Source organism: Acidisoma sp. C75, assembly GCF_054665095.1.
Window position 1 is genome coordinate 40,203 of the sequence record NZ_BAAFHD010000007.1, and the last position, 16,763, is coordinate 56,965.

15 protein-coding genes are annotated in these 16,763 nt (G+C 64.9%); 11 read left to right on the plus strand and 4 right to left on the minus strand.

The window, feature by feature from the left end:
* The first annotated feature begins 3 nt into the window (after positions 1 to 3).
* The 8 genes from ACYQ7X_RS10680 (at position 4) to ACYQ7X_RS10715 (ending at position 8,235) form a co-directional block, all read left to right on the plus strand.
* The gene (locus ACYQ7X_RS10680) at positions 4 to 636 is read left to right on the plus strand and encodes a hypothetical protein (RefSeq protein WP_459697005.1); all 633 of its coding nucleotides are present in this window, start codon (positions 4 to 6) and stop codon (positions 634 to 636) included.
* A gap of 163 nt (positions 637 to 799) precedes the next feature.
* Positions 800 to 1,987, plus strand: coding sequence for a helix-turn-helix domain-containing protein (locus tag ACYQ7X_RS10685; RefSeq protein WP_459697006.1), 1,188 nt, complete (start codon positions 800 to 802; stop codon positions 1,985 to 1,987).
* Between the two features lie 613 nt (positions 1,988 to 2,600).
* Positions 2,601 to 3,332: a hydroxyacylglutathione hydrolase gene (gloB, locus tag ACYQ7X_RS10690; protein WP_459697007.1), complete on the plus strand. Its 732-nt coding sequence runs from the start codon at positions 2,601 to 2,603 to the stop codon at positions 3,330 to 3,332.
* 87 nt (positions 3,333 to 3,419) lie between these two features.
* Positions 3,420 to 4,019 carry a glutathione S-transferase N-terminal domain-containing protein gene (locus tag ACYQ7X_RS10695; protein ID WP_459697008.1) on the plus strand — a complete coding sequence of 200 codons (600 nt, stop codon included), beginning with the start codon at positions 3,420 to 3,422 and terminating at the stop codon, positions 4,017 to 4,019.
* Positions 4,020 to 4,033: 14 nt separating this feature from the next.
* Complete coding sequence (locus ACYQ7X_RS10700; RefSeq protein ID WP_459697009.1) at positions 4,034 to 4,468, plus strand: cupin domain-containing protein; 435 nt, start codon at positions 4,034 to 4,036, stop codon at positions 4,466 to 4,468.
* 88 nt (positions 4,469 to 4,556) lie between these two features.
* Entirely contained in the window at positions 4,557 to 5,645 is a 1,089-nt protein-coding gene (locus ACYQ7X_RS10705; protein ID WP_459697180.1) for a glycosyltransferase, read from the plus strand.
* A 107-nt stretch (positions 5,646 to 5,752) separates the two neighbouring features.
* A complete protein-coding gene (locus ACYQ7X_RS10710) occupies positions 5,753 to 7,243 on the plus strand; it encodes a glycosyltransferase family 39 protein (protein ID WP_459697011.1) in 1,491 nt (496 codons plus the stop codon).
* The gene (locus ACYQ7X_RS10715; protein WP_459697012.1) at positions 7,240 to 8,235 is read left to right on the plus strand and encodes a threonine ammonia-lyase; all 996 of its coding nucleotides are present in this window, start codon (positions 7,240 to 7,242) and stop codon (positions 8,233 to 8,235) included. The genes ACYQ7X_RS10710 and ACYQ7X_RS10715 overlap by 4 nt, the downstream gene beginning before the upstream one ends.
* Positions 8,236 to 8,246: 11 nt before the next feature.
* Here ACYQ7X_RS10715 and ACYQ7X_RS10720 read toward each other — a convergent pair whose 3' ends face one another.
* The 4 genes from ACYQ7X_RS10720 to betB form a co-directional block, all read right to left on the minus strand.
* Positions 8,247 to 8,708, minus strand: coding sequence for a MarR family winged helix-turn-helix transcriptional regulator (locus ACYQ7X_RS10720; protein ID WP_459697013.1), 462 nt, complete (start codon positions 8,706 to 8,708; stop codon positions 8,247 to 8,249).
* 95 nt (positions 8,709 to 8,803) lie between these two features.
* Positions 8,804 to 9,205: a DUF2177 family protein gene (locus ACYQ7X_RS10725; RefSeq protein WP_459697014.1), complete on the minus strand. Its 402-nt coding sequence runs from the start codon at positions 9,203 to 9,205 to the stop codon at positions 8,804 to 8,806.
* A gap of 105 nt (positions 9,206 to 9,310) precedes the next feature.
* A complete protein-coding gene (gene betA, locus ACYQ7X_RS10730) occupies positions 9,311 to 10,966 on the minus strand; it encodes a choline dehydrogenase (protein ID WP_459697015.1) in 1,656 nt (551 codons plus the stop codon).
* Positions 10,966 to 13,056, minus strand: a complete 2,091-nt coding sequence (gene betB / locus ACYQ7X_RS10735; protein ID WP_459697016.1) for a betaine-aldehyde dehydrogenase — start codon at positions 13,054 to 13,056, stop codon at positions 10,966 to 10,968. Before betB ends, betA begins: the two co-directional genes overlap by 1 nt.
* A 307-nt stretch (positions 13,057 to 13,363) precedes the next feature.
* Between betB and ACYQ7X_RS10740 the strand changes: the two genes are divergently transcribed.
* From ACYQ7X_RS10740 to choV, 3 genes are all read left to right on the plus strand, one after another.
* The gene (locus ACYQ7X_RS10740; protein WP_459697017.1) at positions 13,364 to 14,326 is read left to right on the plus strand and encodes a choline ABC transporter substrate-binding protein; all 963 of its coding nucleotides are present in this window, start codon (positions 13,364 to 13,366) and stop codon (positions 14,324 to 14,326) included.
* Positions 14,327 to 14,557: 231 nt separating this feature from the next.
* Entirely contained in the window at positions 14,558 to 15,406 is an 849-nt protein-coding gene (gene choW / locus ACYQ7X_RS10745; protein ID WP_459697018.1) for a choline ABC transporter permease subunit, read from the plus strand.
* A gap of 4 nt (positions 15,407 to 15,410) precedes the next feature.
* Positions 15,411 to 16,652 carry a choline ABC transporter ATP-binding protein gene (gene choV / locus ACYQ7X_RS10750; protein WP_459697019.1) on the plus strand — a complete coding sequence of 414 codons (1,242 nt, stop codon included), beginning with the start codon at positions 15,411 to 15,413 and terminating at the stop codon, positions 16,650 to 16,652.
* Positions 16,653 to 16,763 lie beyond the last annotated feature (111 nt).

Consider the following 16,763-nt stretch of genomic DNA (forward strand, 5'->3'; position numbering starts at 1 on the left):
CTCATGTTGTATGAACTTTTATGCTTAGCGTCAAGAAAAACCATCCACAAACCCGTCGTTGACACAAAACTCTTTAAGCTTTATACGGAATTGTGCAATACAGGAAAATTGTTTAGGGGTCATCTTCTTATGGACGCATCTGAGGAAATCAAATCCTCTGCTAAAGATAAGATTGTTCGGGACATACCGGCTGAGTTTTGGTCCGACCTTCGATCTTTGGCTATCATCACTTACGCTGATGCGTTCGCCTCCGTTGATACGGATAAGAATGTTTTGCCAGACCAGAAGATCGATGACCTTCTTCAACGCCGCCATTTTAGAATGGAAAAGCTGCTTGTTGATTTGGCAGTTCGCCATAAACTTTCGCACTCGATGAACTTAATAGTACAAAACAATCGCAGGCACGCTTACGTGTTTAAGAATGATGTTGGGATAACGCAGTCATATGTTCCTGCAATTGGTTTAATGCCTCAACCGGCTAAGTTTCGGGAGAAGCTTGCCGAGACAATGGGCCTACCTCGTCTTGATCTTGGGGACGAACCAGAAGGCGCTTTCGTGATGCGTAGCCTGTACGGCCTATCGCTCATAACCCTGTTGGTCGTCGCTTCGACCTTGAATCGCAGAAGCTCGGGATGATTCAGTTTTGTCTCCCTTCCGCTGACTGTAAGGTCTGGACGACAGAATTAACCATAACTGAGATTCTAAGTGCCTACCCCTCTGCTCCGAAAAAGGTGCTTCCAAAGCGTTCTATGCCGTGGAAGAAGCCGGGCGAAGAAGGCACAGGTACGGATGACAAAAAATGACTGCAATAGCTCAGGGTTTCGTGGGGGAGCGCCTTATTGAGGCGCGTAAGGCGCGTGGAGTAAGTGCCACCGATCTAGCAGATATGGTCGGCGTAAGTGTGCAGTCTATTTCAAAATACGAGAATGGACACCAAAGCCCCAAACTTGATGTCGTGTATAGTCTGGCTAGCGTTTTGAAATTTCCGCGCGACTATTTTCTACGCTCAGTTCCTCATCGGGATGAGCAACCAATTTTTTGGCGTGCTCGTTTGTCAGCTCCTCCTGTTGCGCGTGATCGTGCAGAAGTCCGTTTGGAATGGATGAAGGAGATTGTTGATTACCTAGCATCTTATTTTGATCTGCCTAAATTGAATTTACCTTACATAGAATTTTCAGAGGAAAACTTTGGAAGTTCTTCTTTTGTTGAGCGCACCGCCCAGCAGATTAGGGAGTTTTGGGGCGTGAGCCCTGGGCCGATGCCCGATACGATTGAGTTGTTGGAAAATAACGGAATCCTGGTTTCTCGCATTCATGTCAGAGCAGATAAACTTGACGCATTCTCGCAATGGTCAAGCCGCTTTGGCGCGCCGTTTGTGGTTTTATCACGAGACAAGGCAAGTGCTTGCCGTCAGCGTTTCGATGTTCTTCACGAACTTGTTCATATCGTTTGTCATGCAAATATCTCGCAGCGTCGGCTGAATGATCGGAGCTTTTATAAGGCTGTTGAAAAACAGGCCGATCAGATTGCGTCAGCAATGTTGCTGCCTTCACGTGAATTTACGGACGAATTGTATGCCCCGTCACTGGATGCCTTCCTAACTTTGAAGGAACGCTGGGGCGCGTCCGTGGGCGCGATGGTAATGCGTTGTAAACATCTCGACCTCATTGATGAAGAGTACGCACGCCGATTGTGGATTAACTATAACCGGCGCGGATGGCGAGAAGGAGAGCCTCTTGATGGTAAGCTTGCGGTAGAAGAGCCGCACCTTATTAGGCGTAGTTTTGAACTTTTGATTGAGGCTAAAGTGCAATCTGCCGCTCAGATTATGAAGTCACTACCACTACCTGCGTCTGAGTTAGAAGAGCTTGCCGACCTTGAACCAGGGCTGCTGTCCGGTGAGCTGGATTCGCGCGCGACGCCGGTCCTGAAAGAAGAGTTCCGTCAAGATTCAAACGTGATTAGCCTTTTTGGAAAAAAAGCCTAGCCCTTCCCCCATCTCTTAGCCGCCGCCTTCTTGGCGATCTCTGCCCGCCGCTCGGGGGTCATATTCCGGGCGCGGGCAGCCCCGCCCAGCTTCCCCAGCGTGGCCGCAGCCGACGCGGGCGCGATGTCCTCCTGCTCCTCGCCAGTCGCTATCCGCATGACCTTCACGGCGTTGCCGATCACGTCGGCAGGGCGCTTTTCGCCTTTAGGGCCTTTAGGCATCCTTGGCGCCCTCAGAAATCTTCAAGGCCAACTGGCACTTGAACAGGGTCTTTCGATGTATCCACATTGCCGCGATCGTATTTGTCGCTAGCTACCTGTGTTATTTTAGGCCACCCATGATCCTGCACCGCTTCGTGCGTCGCTACAATAATAACCTTCTTACCCTCATGGTCGTAAGTTAGGCCGTTTTGCCCTTCGGAAGTTGGGGTGGTTCGGCTGGGTGGTGTTAGTGGCATCGCGTTCTCCTATGCTTTCCGCTAAGCATAGGGCATCCGGGCCGGAAATGCACGGACCAAGGAGTCTAATTCTTGGAAAATTTCAAACTGAGACACTACCGATTTGTTGCGCCGCGAAGCATTCACGCGCGCCGGCCGCGATGCTAGAAAACCGGCATGACCCTTTCCGCCATCCCCGTGCCCATGCTGTCCGACAACTATGCCTGGTTGCTGCGGGACGATCGCACCGGCGCGCTCGCCTTCATCGACCCGGCGGAGGCAGACCCGGCCATCGCGGCGGTGGACGGGATGGGCGGCCGGCTCGACCTCATCCTGCTCACTCATCACCATGGCGATCATGTCGCGGGCGCGGATGCGCTGCGCGCGCGTTTCGGCGCCCAGATCATCGGGGCGGAGGCCGATGCGCATCGGCTCCCCCCGCTCGACCGGGCCGTGCAGGAGGGAGACCGCATCGATTTCGCGGGCGAAGAGGGCCGCGTGATCGAAACGCCGGGCCATACGGTCGGGCATATTTCCTTCTTCTTCCCGGGCGGCCCGCTGCTCTTCTGCGGCGATACCATGTTCAGCCTCGGCTGCGGGCGGATGTTCGAAGGCACGCCGGAGCAGTTCTTCCAGAGCTTCGCCAAGATCCGCGCCCTGCCGCCCGAGACGCTGATCTGCTGCGGCCATGAATATACCCAGGCGAATGCGCGCTTCGCCCTCTCGATCAACGGGGAGAACCCGGCCTTGCGCGCCCGCGCCGCCGAGGTCGATCGGATGCGGGCGGAAGGAAGGCAGACGGTTCCCGTGCGGCTTGCCGATGAATTGCCGGTCAACCCCTATCTGCTGGCCGCGGATGCCGCCTCCTTCGGCCGTATCCGCGCCATGAAGGATAGCTTCAAGGGCTGAAGCCGGGGCGAGACCGCCGCCCCCGCCTGCTGGCCGCTTCCCGCTTCCCGTTTCCCGCTGCCGCCTACCCCCAGGAGGAGACCGCCCATGAAGCTGCTCTATTCGAAGACCAGCCCCTTTGCGCGCAAAGTATTGCTCGCTGCCAGCACCCGCGGGATCGATAGCCAGATCGAGCTTGTGCCGACCAACCCCTATGCCCTGCCGCCCGAACTGGTGGCGGCTAATCCGCTGTCGAAAATCCCCTGCCTCATCACCGAGGATGGCGAAGCGCTCTTCGATAGCCCGGTCATCTGCGAATATCTCGACAGCCTCGGCGATGCCCCGCCGCTCTTCCCCGAGCATGGCGCGCGCTGGCCGGCGCTGCGCCTGCAGGCGCTCGCGGACGGCATGATGGACGCGGCGGTGCTGACACGCATGGAGCAGCAGCGGCCGGCGGAAGAAGCACGCGGCGCCGAGATCGCGCGGCAGATGGCCGGCGTCTCCCGGACGCTCGCCTATTGCGAGGATCACATCCCCGCCCCCCTGCATCATGATATCGGCACGATCAGCCTCGTCTGCGCGCTCGGCTATCTCGATTTCCGCTTCGCGCCGCTCGCCTGGCGGGATTCCCATCCCCGCCTCGCCCAGTGGTTCGCGGAAACCACCGCCGCGCTGCCGGGCTTTACCGAGACCACCCCGCCCGGCTGAGGAGGCCGGCCCACATGGATCTGCGCGACCCCAGCCTGCGGGCTTCGGATGTCATCGCCGCCCTCGCGCTCCAGCCGCATCCCGAGGGCGGGTTCTTCCGCGAAAGCTTCCGCGATGGCGATCTCGTGGCGCGAGGGGTGGCGACGACGATCTATTTCCTCCTGCCGCGCGGCGTGATCAGCGCCTGGCATCGCGTCGATGCGGTGGAAATCTGGCTCTGGCATGGTGGCGCGCCGCTCGTCCTCGAAATCGCCCCGCCGGGGGAAAGCGGCTTCGCCCATCGGCTCGGGCCGGATATCGGGCTTGGCGAAAGCTTCCAGGGTGTGGTCGCGAAGAACCACTGGCAGCGTGCCTGGAGTGCCGGGGATTGGACGCTCGTCTCCTGCGTCGTCGCCCCTGCTTTTCTCTTCTCGGGCTTCGAGATGGCGCCGCCCGGCTGGGAGCCCTAAGAAGCCGGGCGCTCTTGCCGTGGGCCCAAAGCGCGCTATGCCTGCGCCCATGTCCTCTTCTTCGAATCCGGAACCGGGCCCGCGCATGATGCCGCCAGAGCTCTCCATCGTCGTGCCCTGCTACAAGGAGCGGCCGAATGTCCGCCCGATGGTGGAGCGGGTGGCCGCCGCACTCCCCGGGGTCGGTTGGGAGATCATCTTCGTCGATGACAACAGCCCCGACGGCACGGCCGAGGAGGCGCGCGCGCTTGCCCGGCGCGATCCGCGCGTGCGCTGCATCCGCCGCATCGGCCGGCGCGGGCTCTCCTCCGCGGTGATCGAAGGCGCCCTCTCCTCCTCGGCCGATTTCGTCGCCGTGATGGATGGCGATCTGCAGCACGACCAGACGAAGCTGCCGGAAATGCTGGCGGCGCTGCGCGCCGGCGGGGCGGATCTCGTGGTCGGCAGCCGCCATGTCGGCGACGGCTCGTCCGACGGGCTTTCCTCCGCGGCGCGGCACCGCATCTCCAATGCCGGCATCGCGCTCGCGCAATATCTGCTGCCGATGCGGCTGACCGACCCGATGAGCGGCTTCTTCATGATGCCGCGCGCGGGCTTCGAAGCGATCGCGCCGCGCCTCTCCGCGCAAGGCTTCAAGATCCTGCTCGATATCATCCTCTCGGCGCCGGAAAGGCTCCGCGTGCTGGAAATCCCCTGCCAGTTCCATAAGCGCGAGGCGGGCGAGAGCAAGCTCGACGCGCTGGTGATGATCCAGTTCGCGGCCCAGCTGCTCGACAAGCTGCTGCATGGCTACGTGCCGATGCGCTTTTTCGCCTTCGCCCTGGTCGGCGCGCTCGGCGTGCTCGTCAACCTCGCGGTGCTCTGGGCGGGGCGGAATGTCGGGCTCGATTTCGTGCGCTCCGAAATCATCGCGACGATTCTCGCCATGCTCTTCAACTTCCAGCTCAACAACCGGCTGACCTATCGCAGCTACCGGCTGCGCGGGCCGCGGCTGGTGCGCGGGCTCATCCTCTTCATGCTGGTCTGCGGCGTCGGCGCGATCGCCAATATCGGCATCGCGAGCGCGCTCTTCTCCCCCTTCCGCGACAATGGGCTTTCGGCCGCGGCGGTGGGTGCGGCGGTCGGCGTCGTGTGGAATTACGCCGTCTCCTCCACCCTCGTCTGGCGCAGCGTCTAGCCGGCAGCCTGCTCGGGAGAGCCTCGGCCCGGTCCGTCTCGGCGCGCATTCGCGCCGCGCGTCGCACCCTCTGGTGCCGGCGGGCCGGCTCCGGCATAGGCAGGGAAATGCCCGTCGCACGCGCCCGCCCGCTTCTCTCGCCGCTCGCCGCGGTGATCCTCGCCCTCCTCGGCCTCACGGCGCTGCGCCTGATAGTCGCGGCCCTCATCCCGCTATCGCCCGACGAAGCCTATTACTGGGTCTGGAGCCGCGCGCCGGCCGCCGGCTATTACGATCATCCCTTCATGGTCGCCCTCTGGATCCGGCTCGGCACGGCGCTCTGCGGCGCGACGCCGCTCGGCATCCGCCTGCTCGGGCCGCTCTCGGGGCTCGCCGCTTCCCTTCTCCTCATCGATGCCGCGCGGCGGCTTGAGGCGGGGCGCGGCTATGCGGCGAGCCTGCTGCTCAATGCGAGCCTCGTCTTTGGCGCGGGTTCGGTGGTGATGACACCGGATACGCCGCTGCTCTTCTTCTGGGTCTTGACCCTCTGGGCGATGGCGCGGCTGGTGGCGGGCGGCAGCGGCTGGTGGTGGATCGCCGCTGGGGCGGCGGCGGGGCTGGCGATGGACAGCAAATACCCCGCCGGATTGCTGCTGGCGGGCATCGGCCTCTGGTTCCTCGCCCTCCCCGCCGGGCGCCGCTGGCTTGCCGACCCGCGCCCCTGGGCCGCGCTCTGCCTCGCGCTACTGCTCTTCCTCCCGGTCATCCTCTGGAATGCCGGCCATGGCTGGGTGAGCTTCGCCAAGCAAGGCGGGCGGACGGAGGATTTCCACCCCGCGCGGGCAGCCCAGTTCCTCGGCGAACTCATCGCCGGCCAGGCGGGGCTCGCGACGCCCATCATCTTCGTGCTCTGCCTGCTCGGCCTTTGGCGCGAGGCGGGGATCGCCCTTCGCCGGCAGGAGGCGGCGGCCGGCCTGCTCACCGCCCTCGGGGTGCTGCCGGCGCTCGTCTTCCTCCAGCATGCGCTGGGCGACCGGGTGCAGGGCAACTGGCCGGAAATCCTCTATCCGGCCGGGGTCATCGCCGCGGCCCGCCTGCCCGCCGGCCAGCGGTGGCTGAAGCCTGGCCTCGCGCTCGGCTTCGCCATCACCGCGGTCGTCTATATCCAGGCGGTGGCGAGCCCCCTGCCGCTCGGCGGCGCGAAAGACCCGACAGTGCGGCTGCTCGGCGGCTGGCGACAGCTTGCGGACAGCATGGCCGCGGAAGCCGCGGCGCGGCATGCGCCCTTCATCGCCGTGGACGAATACGGCCTCGGCGCCGAACTCGCCTTTTATTTGCGCGGCCGGGTGCCGGTTCTCGCCGATGAGCCGCGCTGGCGCTATTTCTCCCTGCCGCATCCGGAAACGGCCGCGCCCCCCGGCGCGCGCGGCCTCTTCCTGCGCCCAACCCATCGCCAGGGCCCGCCGCCGCCTGGCGCCTGGGCCGCAGTCTCGCCGCTCGGCACCATCACCCGCCAGCGGGGCGAGCGGATCGGCGGGCGCTATCACCTCTATGCCGTCACCATCGGGGCCGCGGGCCCCGCCCTCCTCACCCGCCTGCCGACCGGAGCGCCGCGATGACCCTGCCGACGATCACCGATATCGAAGAGGCGCGCAGCCGCTGCGGCAGCCGCCTCCGCCACACGCCGCTGCTCCGCAGCGCGGTGCTGGACCGCGCGGTGGGCGGCACGGTGTTGCTGAAGGCGGAGAACCTCCAGCATACCGGCAGCTTCAAGCTGCGCGGTGCGATGAATGCCGTGCTTCGCCTCGCCGAGGCCGGGCATCGCGGGGGCGTCGTCGCCTTCTCGTCCGGCAATCATGCCCAGGCGACCGCTTATGCGGCGGCGGCGGCCGGCATGCCGGCGACGATCTTCATGCCGGCCGATGCACCGGCGATCAAAACCCGGATGACGAAAAGCTGGGGCGCCCGCGTGGTTCCGTTCGACCGCCTGCACGATGACCGGGAGGCGCTGGCCGCAGCGGAGGCGGCAGCGACCGGCGCCGCCGTCATTCCGCCCTACGACAAGCACGAAGTGATCGCGGGGCAAGGTACCGCCGGGCTGGAGATTGCCGAGGATGCGGCGGCGATGGGCCTCACGCCCGATGCCGTGCTCGTGCCGGTGAGCGGCGGCGGGCTGCTCGCCGGGCTCAGCCTCGCGCTGCAAGCCCGCTTTCCGGGCCTCGCCAGCTATGCGGTGGAACCCGAGGGCCGGGACGATATGCGCCGCTCGCTCCTCTCCGGCATGCGGGAGAGCAATCCGCCCGGCGGCTCGACGCTCTGCGACGGGCTGCTCTCCCCGAACCAGGGGGAACTGACCTTCGCGATCAATCGCCAGCGCGTCGCCGGCGGCCTGGTGGTGACGGATGAGGCGGTGCTGCAGGCGATGGCCTTCGCCTTCCTGCACCTCAAGCTGGTGCTGGAACCTTCGGGCGCGGTCGGGCTCGCCGCCCTGCTCTCGGGCGCCTTCGACGGGCGTGACCGGGTGACGGCCGTGCTGCTCTCGGGCGGCAATGTCGATCCGGCCATCTTCTCCCAAGCGCTCGCCATGGCGGAGGCAGCCGCCGGCGTGTGAGCGAGGGCGGGCTACCGCTCCTCGCTGCCGCCCGCCGCCATCAGCTGATCCCGCAGGCGCGTCACCGCGGCGGTCAGTCGTTGCAGGTCTTCCAGGCTATGGCCGCTGGCATCGAGGATGCAGGAGGGGACCGGCAGCGCCGCCTCGGCCAGGGCGCGCCCTGCCTCGGTCAGGGTCACGCGCACCTGCCGCTCGTCCGCCGGGTCCCGCCCACGCGCGACGAGCCCCTGCGCTTCGAGGCGCTTGAGCAGCGGCGTCAAGGTATTCGATTCGAGGAAGAGCCGGCCGCCGAGGGCGCCGACCGTCTGCCCGTCCTCCCGCCACAGCTGCATCATGACGAGATACTGCGGATAGGTGAGGCCGAGCGGCTCCAGCAAGGGCTTATAGACGCGGTTGAAGGCGTGGCTCGCCGAATAGACTGCGAAGCAGAGCAGGTCGGGGAGATCGGGCGATGGGCGCGGAGAGACGGACATGGCAAGCTCCAGCCGCGCGCAGCGGCGTTCCTTGCCTTGAGATAAGTCGCGCGCGATTAGATCGCAAGGGGATCCACGGCCGCCGCTGCCCTGGCTTACGGCCGGCGCCGGCCTCGGCCCCGCATCACCACCCAGCCGAAGAGCGAGGCGATGGCGCTCACCACCATGCCCCAGACGATATCCTGGATCGTCACCTGCGTCGTCCATCGCGCGAGCGTCGCGAGATTGGTGAGGTCATAGGTCGCATAGGCGAAGAGCCCGAAGAGCGCCCCATGCACCGCGACCCAGAGGCCGCCATGCCGCCGCCCGGGCCGCAGCACAAAGATGGTGAGCCCGAGGATATAGAGCAGGTAGAAGAGGCCGGCCGCGCCCCAGCGGATCTCCGGGGCCATCAGCGGGCCGAGGACGGCGCAATAGCTATGGCCCATGATGCCGAGCCAGACGATATCGAGCGCCAGAAACACCAGCAGCGTCACGCAGTAGCCGAAGAGCAGCATCGTCTCATTCCTCGCCTATGGCCCGCGCAGGATTGAGCCGAATTGGCGCCAGCGCGCAAGCCGGGGCTTGCATCTCGGCGCGGCTCTGCTCCGGGGCGGCTCCGGTCAGCGCTGCGCCGTCTGCCAGTTCTCCGCCTGGTAGAAGGGCGCGTTGGAGGCGCTGAGCAGCGGCCGGCCGCGAATATGATCGGCCGCCTTCTCCCCGATCATGATGGTCGGCGCGTTGAGATTGCCCGTGGTGACCTGCGGCATGATCGAGCTATCCACCACCCGCAGCGCCTCGACGCCGATGACGCGGGTTTCCGGATCGACTACCGCCATCGCATCCGATGGCGCGCCCATCTTGCAGGTGCAGGAGGGGTGGTAGGCGCTCTCCACCTTGTCGCGGATGAAGGCGTCGATCTGCGCATCGGTCACGCATTCGGCGCCGGGCTGGATCTCCCGCCCGAGATAGGGCGCGAAGGCCTTCTGCTGGAAGATCTCCCGCGTGAGGCGGACGCAGGCCCGCATCTCCTCCCAATCGTCCGGATGGCTCATATAGTTGAAGAAGACGCGCGGCTTTTCCCGCGCATCGGCTGAACGCAGCCGCACCCAGCCGCGGCTTTTGGAGCGCATCGGCCCGACATGCGCCTGGCAGCCGTGTTCGGTCGCCAGGCTGTTGCCGTCGTACGAGATGGCGAGCGGCAGAAAGTGATACTGGATATCGGGGTAGGGAATACCCGCGCGGCTGCGGATGAAGCCGCAGGTCTCGAAATGGTTGGTCGCACCCAGGCCATCGCGGCGCAGCAGCCAGCGCATGCCGATCAGGCCCTTGGCGAAGAGAGATTGCGCCGAGAAAAGCGTGATGGGCTGCTTGACCGCCATCTGGAAGTAGAATTCCAGATGATCCTGCAAATTCTCGCCGACGCCGGGGCGATCCGCCAGCAGCGGGATGCCGTGTTCGGCAAGCTCGGCGCCCGGGCCGATCCCCGAGAGCTTGAGGAGCTGCGGGGAGTTGATCGGCCCGCCGCAGAGGATGACCTCGCGCCGCGCCCGCACCTCGATCTCCTCGCTGCCGCGGAGGTAGCGGATGCCCGCCGCGCGGTGCCCCTCGAAGACGATCCGCTTGGCAAGAACGCCCGTCCGCACTTCGAGGTTCTTCCGGCCCATGGCGGGCTTGAGATAGGCATTGGCGGCACTCCACCGCTGGCCGTGGCGGACGGTCTGATCCATCCGGCCGAAGCCTTCCTGCTGGTAGCCGTTGACATCCGCGGTTTCCGGGTAGCCCGCCTCTTTCGCGGCCTCCACCCAGGCGCGGTAGAGCGGGTTCTCGGTCGGGCCATAGGAGGTGTAGAGCGGGCCATCGGCGCCGCGATAGGCGTCTCCCCCCTCCTCGCGATGCTCGGCGCGCTTGAAATAGGGCAGCACGTGCCGGTAGCCCCAGCCTTGCGCACCGGCCTGCTCCCACCCCTCGAAATCGAGCGCGTTGCCGCGGATATAGACCATGCCGTTGATCGAGGATGAGCCGCCCAGCACCTTGCCGCGCGGCGTATGCATGCGCCGCCCACCCAGATGCGGCTCGGGCTCGGTCTCATAGAACCAGTTGTATTTCGCGCGGTTCATCGGGATCGAGAGGGCGGCCGGCATCTGGATATAGATCGACTTGTCGGACCCGCCATATTCCAGCACCAGCACGCTCGTAGTGCCATCCTCCGTCAGCCGGTTGGCGAGCACGCAACCGGCCGAGCCGGCGCCGACGATGATATAGTCGAAACTGTCCATCAGTAGGGGCTTTCCACCGGCGTCAGCGCGACATAGACGCTTTTGATCTGGGAATAATGATCGAGCGCGGCGCGGCTGTTCTCGCGGCCCAGGCCCGATTGCTTGTAGCCGCCGAAGGGAAGCTCGATCGGCGTGATGTTGTAGGTATTGATCCAGCAGGTGCCGGCCTGAAGCTTGGCGATCACCCGATGCGCGCGGGCGAGATCGCGCGTGAAGAGACCGGCGGCGAGGCCGAATTCGGTATCGTTCGCGCGGGCGATGACCTCCTCCTCCGTCTCGAAGGTGAGGATCGTCAGCACGGGGCCGAAGATCTCGTCCCGCACGATTGTGAGATCATCGGCGGCGGCCTCGAAGATCGTCGGCTGCACGAAATAGCCGGCGCCGAGCGCCCCTTCCGTCAGCCGCGCGCCGCCCGCCAGGAGCTTCGCGCCCTCGGCCCGCCCGCGTTCGATCGCGCCCAGCACCTTCTCCATATGCGCGTGCGAGATGAGCGCGCCCATCTGGGTTTCAGGATCGAGCGGATCGCCGATGCGGATCCTGGCCGTGCGCTCCAGCAGGCGGGTAACAAAGCGGTCGCGGATGCTGCGATGGACGAAGACGCGCGTGCCGTTGGAGCAGACCTCGCCGCCGGAATAGAAATTGCCCAGCATGGCGCCACCGACCGCGCTTTCGATATCCGCATCCTCGAAGACGATGAGCGGGGATTTGCCGCCGAGTTCGAGCGTGACCTGCTTCAGCGTCTCGGCCGCCGCCGCCATGATCTTCTTGCCCGTCGGCACCGAGCCGGTGAGCGAGACCTTGGCGATCGCCGGATGCCGTGAGAGGAGCGCGCCGAGCCGGCCATCCCCCGCGAGCACGGAGAACACCCCATCCGGCACGCCCGCTTCCTTCATGATTTCGGCAAGCTTGAAGGCGGAGAGCGGGGTGAGCTCCGAGGGCTTGAAGATCATCGCATTGCCGCAGGCAAGCGCCGGGGCGGCCTTCCAGCAGGCGATCTGGATGGGATAGTTCCAGGCGCCGATGCCGGCGACGATGCCCAACGGCTCGCGCCGGGTATAGCCCATTGCCGCCGCGCCGAGATCGACGCTCTCACCCGTGATGCCGCCGGCGAGCCCGGCGAAATACTCGATGCAATCGGCGCCCGAGATGACATCGACGACGCGCGTCTCCTGGATCGGCTTGCCGGTATCGCGGCTTTCGAGCGCGGCCAACTCGTCGTTTCGTGCCCGCAAGAGATCGGCCACGCGGCGGAGGATGCGGCCGCGCTCCATCCCCGTCATCGCGGCCCAGATGCCCTGCCCTGCCCTGGCGGCAGCGATCGCGGCATCGAGCGCGCTCTCGCCTGCGATCTCGACGATCGCGAGGGTTTCGCCGGTCGCCGGGTTGAGCGTTGCGAAAGTCTCGGCGGCGGCATGGGGGCGATAGGCACCGCCGATCCAATTGGCCTGCCGCGGCAGGCGGGCGGCCTCGGCCGCGGGGGTCTTGGGCATGGGCTGTCCTTCCATGGTCGCGGCGAGTTGGGTATCGACGAAACCGGCGGCGATGCGGCGGGCCGCTTCCGAATCGGCCGGGCTCCAGGAGGCGGCGAGCGTGGTGCGCAGCCAGAGCCCGTCGATGATGGCGGCGATGATGATGGCGAGACGATCGACATCCTGGGGAGGGGCGAGGCTGCGCAGCGCATGGCGGAGATTGGCCAGTACCCGCTGCTGATAAATGCGCTGCACGCGCTTGAGACGGTCCGAATGGATCGCCTGGCCCCAAAAGGCGAGCCAGACCGTGCTCGTCTGGGAATCCATCTCCTCCGGCGCCAGGTTGGCGTCGATCACCGCTTGCAGGCGGGCGCGGGGCGTGGCCGCCGCCTGGAGGCGGGCGGAGGCGGCACGGCTGAGGCGGGAGGCGAGGTTACGCAGCGTCGCTTCGAGAAGCCCGTCCTTGTCTCCGAAATAATGCGCGACGAGGCCGGGTGAGAGCCCGGCCTGCTTGGCGATGAGGCCGAGCGTGGTGGCCTGAAAGCCGACCTGCGCCATGACCTGGACCGTCATGTCGATCAGCTGCTTGCGCCTCAGATCCTCTGATTCCCGACGCGACACTCGGCATCTCCAGCAGCAGGTGGCGGCGTCAGTCGCCGGCAGGGCTTTCTATCGTTGCTTGAACGTTCAATCAAGACAAGCGTGGAGCGGATGTTTTGAGCCAATAACTGAGCGAAACATGAGCAGCAGCGCGGCAAAAGTGCCGTTTTTGTGCACAGCGGCATGAAAATCCCGGCGAAAACACGCCTTGCACGTCAAAAAAACGGATGACCGCCGCTAAAGATTGAAAGTATGTTCAATTCACGGCTCCAGGCCGGCGCCTGGATCGCGTTCGACCTTTCGCAAAGCCTGAATTAGGGGATCCAAGATGCGTAAACACCTTCTGCACGCCGTGGCCTTGCTCGGCCTCGTCGCCGGCAGCATCGGCGCGGCAGCCAGCGCCCAGGCCGCCGGCGACCCGCAAGCCTGCCACACCGTGCGCTTCTCCAATGTCGGCTGGACCGATATCACGGCGACGACGGGCACCGCGAGCTTCATCCTTCGCGCGCTCGGCTACGACCCGACGACGACGCTGCTGTCCGTTCCTGTGACCTATGAGGAATTGAAGGACAAGAAGATCGACGTCTTCCTCGGCAACTGGATGCCGACGATGACCGTCAATCTCGATCCCCTTCTCAAGACGAAGCAGGTCGATGTCGTGCGCGTCAACCTGACCGGCGCGAAATACACCCTCGCCGTGCCGACCTATCTCTATAACCAGGGCCTCAAGTCCTTCCAGGACATCCACAACTTCTACAAGCAGCTGGACGGCAAGATCTACGGCATCGAGCCGGGCAATGACGGCAACCGCCTCATCCTCAACATGATCAAGAACAACACCGACGATCTCGGCAAGTTCACGCTCGTGCAGTCGAGCGAGCAGGGCATGCTCGCGGAAGTGGCGCGCAAGGTGCCGCACAAGCAGGCCATCGTCTTCCTCGGCTGGGAACCGCATCCGATGAACACTAAGTTCAACATGCAGTACCTCTCCGGCGGTGATGCGATCTTCGGCCCGAACTATGGCGGCGCGACCGTCTCCACCAACACCAGCGCCGGCTACGTGCAGAAATGCCCGAACGTCGGGAAATTCCTGCAGAACCTGCAATTCTCGCTCGACATGGAAAACACCATTATGGGCTCTATCATGTACGACAAGATGGAGCCCGAGGCTGCGGCAGCGAAGTATCTCAAGGCGCATCCGGATGTGCTCACCTCCTGGCTCGCCGGCGTGACGACCTTCGATGGCAGCCAGCCTGCTCTGCCTGTCGTGAAGAAGGCCCTCGGCCTCTGACGAAGAACGGGGGGCGCCGCCCGCGCCCCCCGCTTTTGCGGCGTTTCCGTGCCATTGCACGCCGCCGCGCGGATCCGGATGCGGCCTGCCCTGCCGCCGCTTCGCCCCTGCACCGCCGGCATGTCGGGTTTTTGCAACCCGCGGGTCACAAATACCTGAACTCTGGTGGTGGTTTCGTGCTCTGATATCTGTCGAAGTCTGAGCGTCTCATTGCTTGTTGTGGAGTGCTGAATGCTGCACTGGTTCGCGAGTGTCATCTCCGATCACAAGATCCCGCTCGGTGACTGGATTTCGAACGTCGTCAATGCGATCAGCGGCTCGAACTTCATCGACGCGATCTCGAACGGCATCGGCGCGGCGGTGAACGGCCTCACTTCCGTGCTCGAAGCGGTTCCCAGCATCATCCTCATTCTCATCATCGGGCTCGGCGCCTATGCCATCCAGCGCTCCTGGAAGCTCGCGGTTTTCGTTATCATCGCCCTGCTCTTTATTCTCAACCAGGGCTACTGGTCCCAGACCATGGAGACCGCGGCGCTCATCGTCTTCGCGACGGCGATTTCCATGCTGATCGGCGTGCCCGTCGGCATCGCCTGCGCGCATCGGCCATGGCTCTATGTCGGCGTGCGGCCGCTGCTCGATCTCATGCAGACGCTGCCGACCTTCGTCTATCTCATCCCGACGCTGGTGCTCTTCGGCCTGGGCGCGGTGCCGGGGCTCATCTCCACGATCATCTTCGCCCTCCCCGCGCCCATCCGCCTGACGCAACTCGGCATCGCCTCCGTGCCCGCCCCGCTGATCGAAGCGGGCGAAGCCTTCGGCGCCTCGAAAAGCCAGCTGCTTTGGAAGGTGGAACTGCCGCATGCGATGCCCACCATCATGGCCGGCCTCACCCAGTGCATCATGCTCAGCCTTTCGATGGTCGTCGTCGCCGCCCTGGTGGGGGCCGGCGGCCTGGGTGTGCCGGTGGTGATGGCGCTCAACACCGTGCGGGTCGATGTCGGTTTCGAATCGGGCCTGTGCATCGTCGTCCTCGCCGTGATCCTCGACCGTGTTTGCCGCCCCCGCCGCAGCGAGGCCTGATCCGATGTCCGCTCATCAAACCGCCATCGAATTCTCCCACGTCGATATCCTGTTCAGCAGTGCCGGCCGGCGCGGCGCACGAGCCAGGACGGAAGCCATCGCCCTGATGGACCAGGGCCACACGCGCGAGGAGATCCTCGCCCGCACCGGCGTCGTCATGGGCGTCAAGGACGCATCCCTCACCGTGCGCGAGGGCGAGATCTGCGTGCTGATGGGGCTCTCGGGCTCCGGCAAATCGACGCTGCTGCGCGCCGTCAACGGCCTCAACCAGGTGACCCGTGGCCGCGTGCTGGTGCAGAACGGCGAGCGGCAGGTGGATGTGGCGAATTGCGACCGGCAGACGCTGCGCTTCATGCGCACCCGCCGCATCGCCATGGTCTTCCAGCAATTCGCCCTGCTGCCCTGGCGGACGGTGCGGGAGAATGTCGGCCTCGGCCTCGAACTCCGCGGCGTCAACGCGCAGGAGCGGCGGCGCATCGTCGATGAAAAGCTCAAGCTCGTGGCGCTCGATAAATGGGCGGACAAATATGCCCGCGAGCTTTCGGGCGGCATGCAGCAGCGTGTCGGCCTCGCCCGCGCCTTCGCGACGGATGCCGATATTCTGCTGATGGACGAGCCCTTCTCTGCCCTCGATCCGCTCATCCGCACCAAGTTGCAGGACGAGCTGCTGGCGCTGCAGAAGGAGGTGCGCAAGACCATCATCTTCGTCAGCCACGATCTGGACGAGGCGCTCAAGCTCGGCAACCAGATCGCGATTCTGGAAGGCGGGCGGATCATCCAGGCCGGCAGCCCCGAGGATATCGTGCTGACGCCGGCGAATGATTATGTGCGCGAATTCGTCCAGCACATGAACCCGCTCCATGTGCTGCGCGGCCATACCTTCATGAAGCGGATCGAGCATCTGCCGATGCGGGACGGCGGCTATCTGCTCGAAAGCGCGCGCGGCATCCTGCTGCACGGGGCCGAGCGTGGGGCGAGCGCCGATCTCACCATGGGCGCCGCGCCGGTCTCCATCCTCGAAGTCCCGGAAGGGGCGATTCCGCCCGCCGGGCATTGCGCGGCGGTGACGCGGGATGCAACGATGAAGAACGTCATCCAGCTGCGCCAGGCGACCGGCCTGCCGGTGCTGATGACTGCCGAAGGGCGCGTTGTGGGCGTGTGCGGTGAGGACGAAATCCTCCACGCCCTTGCCTCCGAAGGCTGGCAGACGGTGGGTGATACGACCGCGGCGGCGGCGGCCGACTAGGTTTCGAAATACGAGCGCCGGGGCCACAGCGGCGGGCGGCTCCGCGCCCCCGAGCGCCAGAAGGCTGCGCGGACGAGAAGGCGCGGGATCTTTCTGCCCTTCCGTGCTCAA

Excerpts from the sequence above, each read along its gene's own strand:
- choV (WP_459697019.1), top strand. The coding sequence starts at position 15,411 with ATGTCCGCTCATCAAACCGCCATCGAATTCTCCCACGTCGATATCCTG.
- ACYQ7X_RS10685 (WP_459697006.1), top strand. The coding sequence starts at position 800 with ATGACTGCAATAGCTCAGGGTTTCGTGGGGGAGCGCCTTATTGAGGCG.
- gloB (WP_459697007.1), top strand. The coding sequence starts at position 2,601 with ATGACCCTTTCCGCCATCCCCGTGCCCATGCTGTCCGACAACTATGCC.
- ACYQ7X_RS10725 (WP_459697014.1), bottom strand. The coding sequence starts at position 9,205 with ATGCTGCTCTTCGGCTACTGCGTGACGCTGCTGGTGTTTCTGGCGCTC.
- betA (WP_459697015.1), bottom strand. The coding sequence starts at position 10,966 with ATGGACAGTTTCGACTATATCATCGTCGGCGCCGGCTCGGCCGGTTGC.
- ACYQ7X_RS10680 (WP_459697005.1), top strand. The coding sequence starts at position 4 with ATGTTGTATGAACTTTTATGCTTAGCGTCAAGAAAAACCATCCACAAA.
- ACYQ7X_RS10710 (WP_459697011.1), top strand. The coding sequence starts at position 5,753 with ATGCCCGTCGCACGCGCCCGCCCGCTTCTCTCGCCGCTCGCCGCGGTG.
- ACYQ7X_RS10695 (WP_459697008.1), top strand. The coding sequence starts at position 3,420 with ATGAAGCTGCTCTATTCGAAGACCAGCCCCTTTGCGCGCAAAGTATTG.
- ACYQ7X_RS10700 (WP_459697009.1), top strand. The coding sequence starts at position 4,034 with ATGGATCTGCGCGACCCCAGCCTGCGGGCTTCGGATGTCATCGCCGCC.
- choW (WP_459697018.1), top strand. The coding sequence starts at position 14,558 with ATGCTGCACTGGTTCGCGAGTGTCATCTCCGATCACAAGATCCCGCTC.
- ACYQ7X_RS10740 (WP_459697017.1), top strand. The coding sequence starts at position 13,364 with ATGCGTAAACACCTTCTGCACGCCGTGGCCTTGCTCGGCCTCGTCGCC.
- ACYQ7X_RS10720 (WP_459697013.1), bottom strand. The coding sequence starts at position 8,708 with ATGTCCGTCTCTCCGCGCCCATCGCCCGATCTCCCCGACCTGCTCTGC.
- ACYQ7X_RS10715 (WP_459697012.1), top strand. The coding sequence starts at position 7,240 with ATGACCCTGCCGACGATCACCGATATCGAAGAGGCGCGCAGCCGCTGC.
- ACYQ7X_RS10705 (WP_459697180.1), top strand. The coding sequence starts at position 4,557 with ATGCCGCCAGAGCTCTCCATCGTCGTGCCCTGCTACAAGGAGCGGCCG.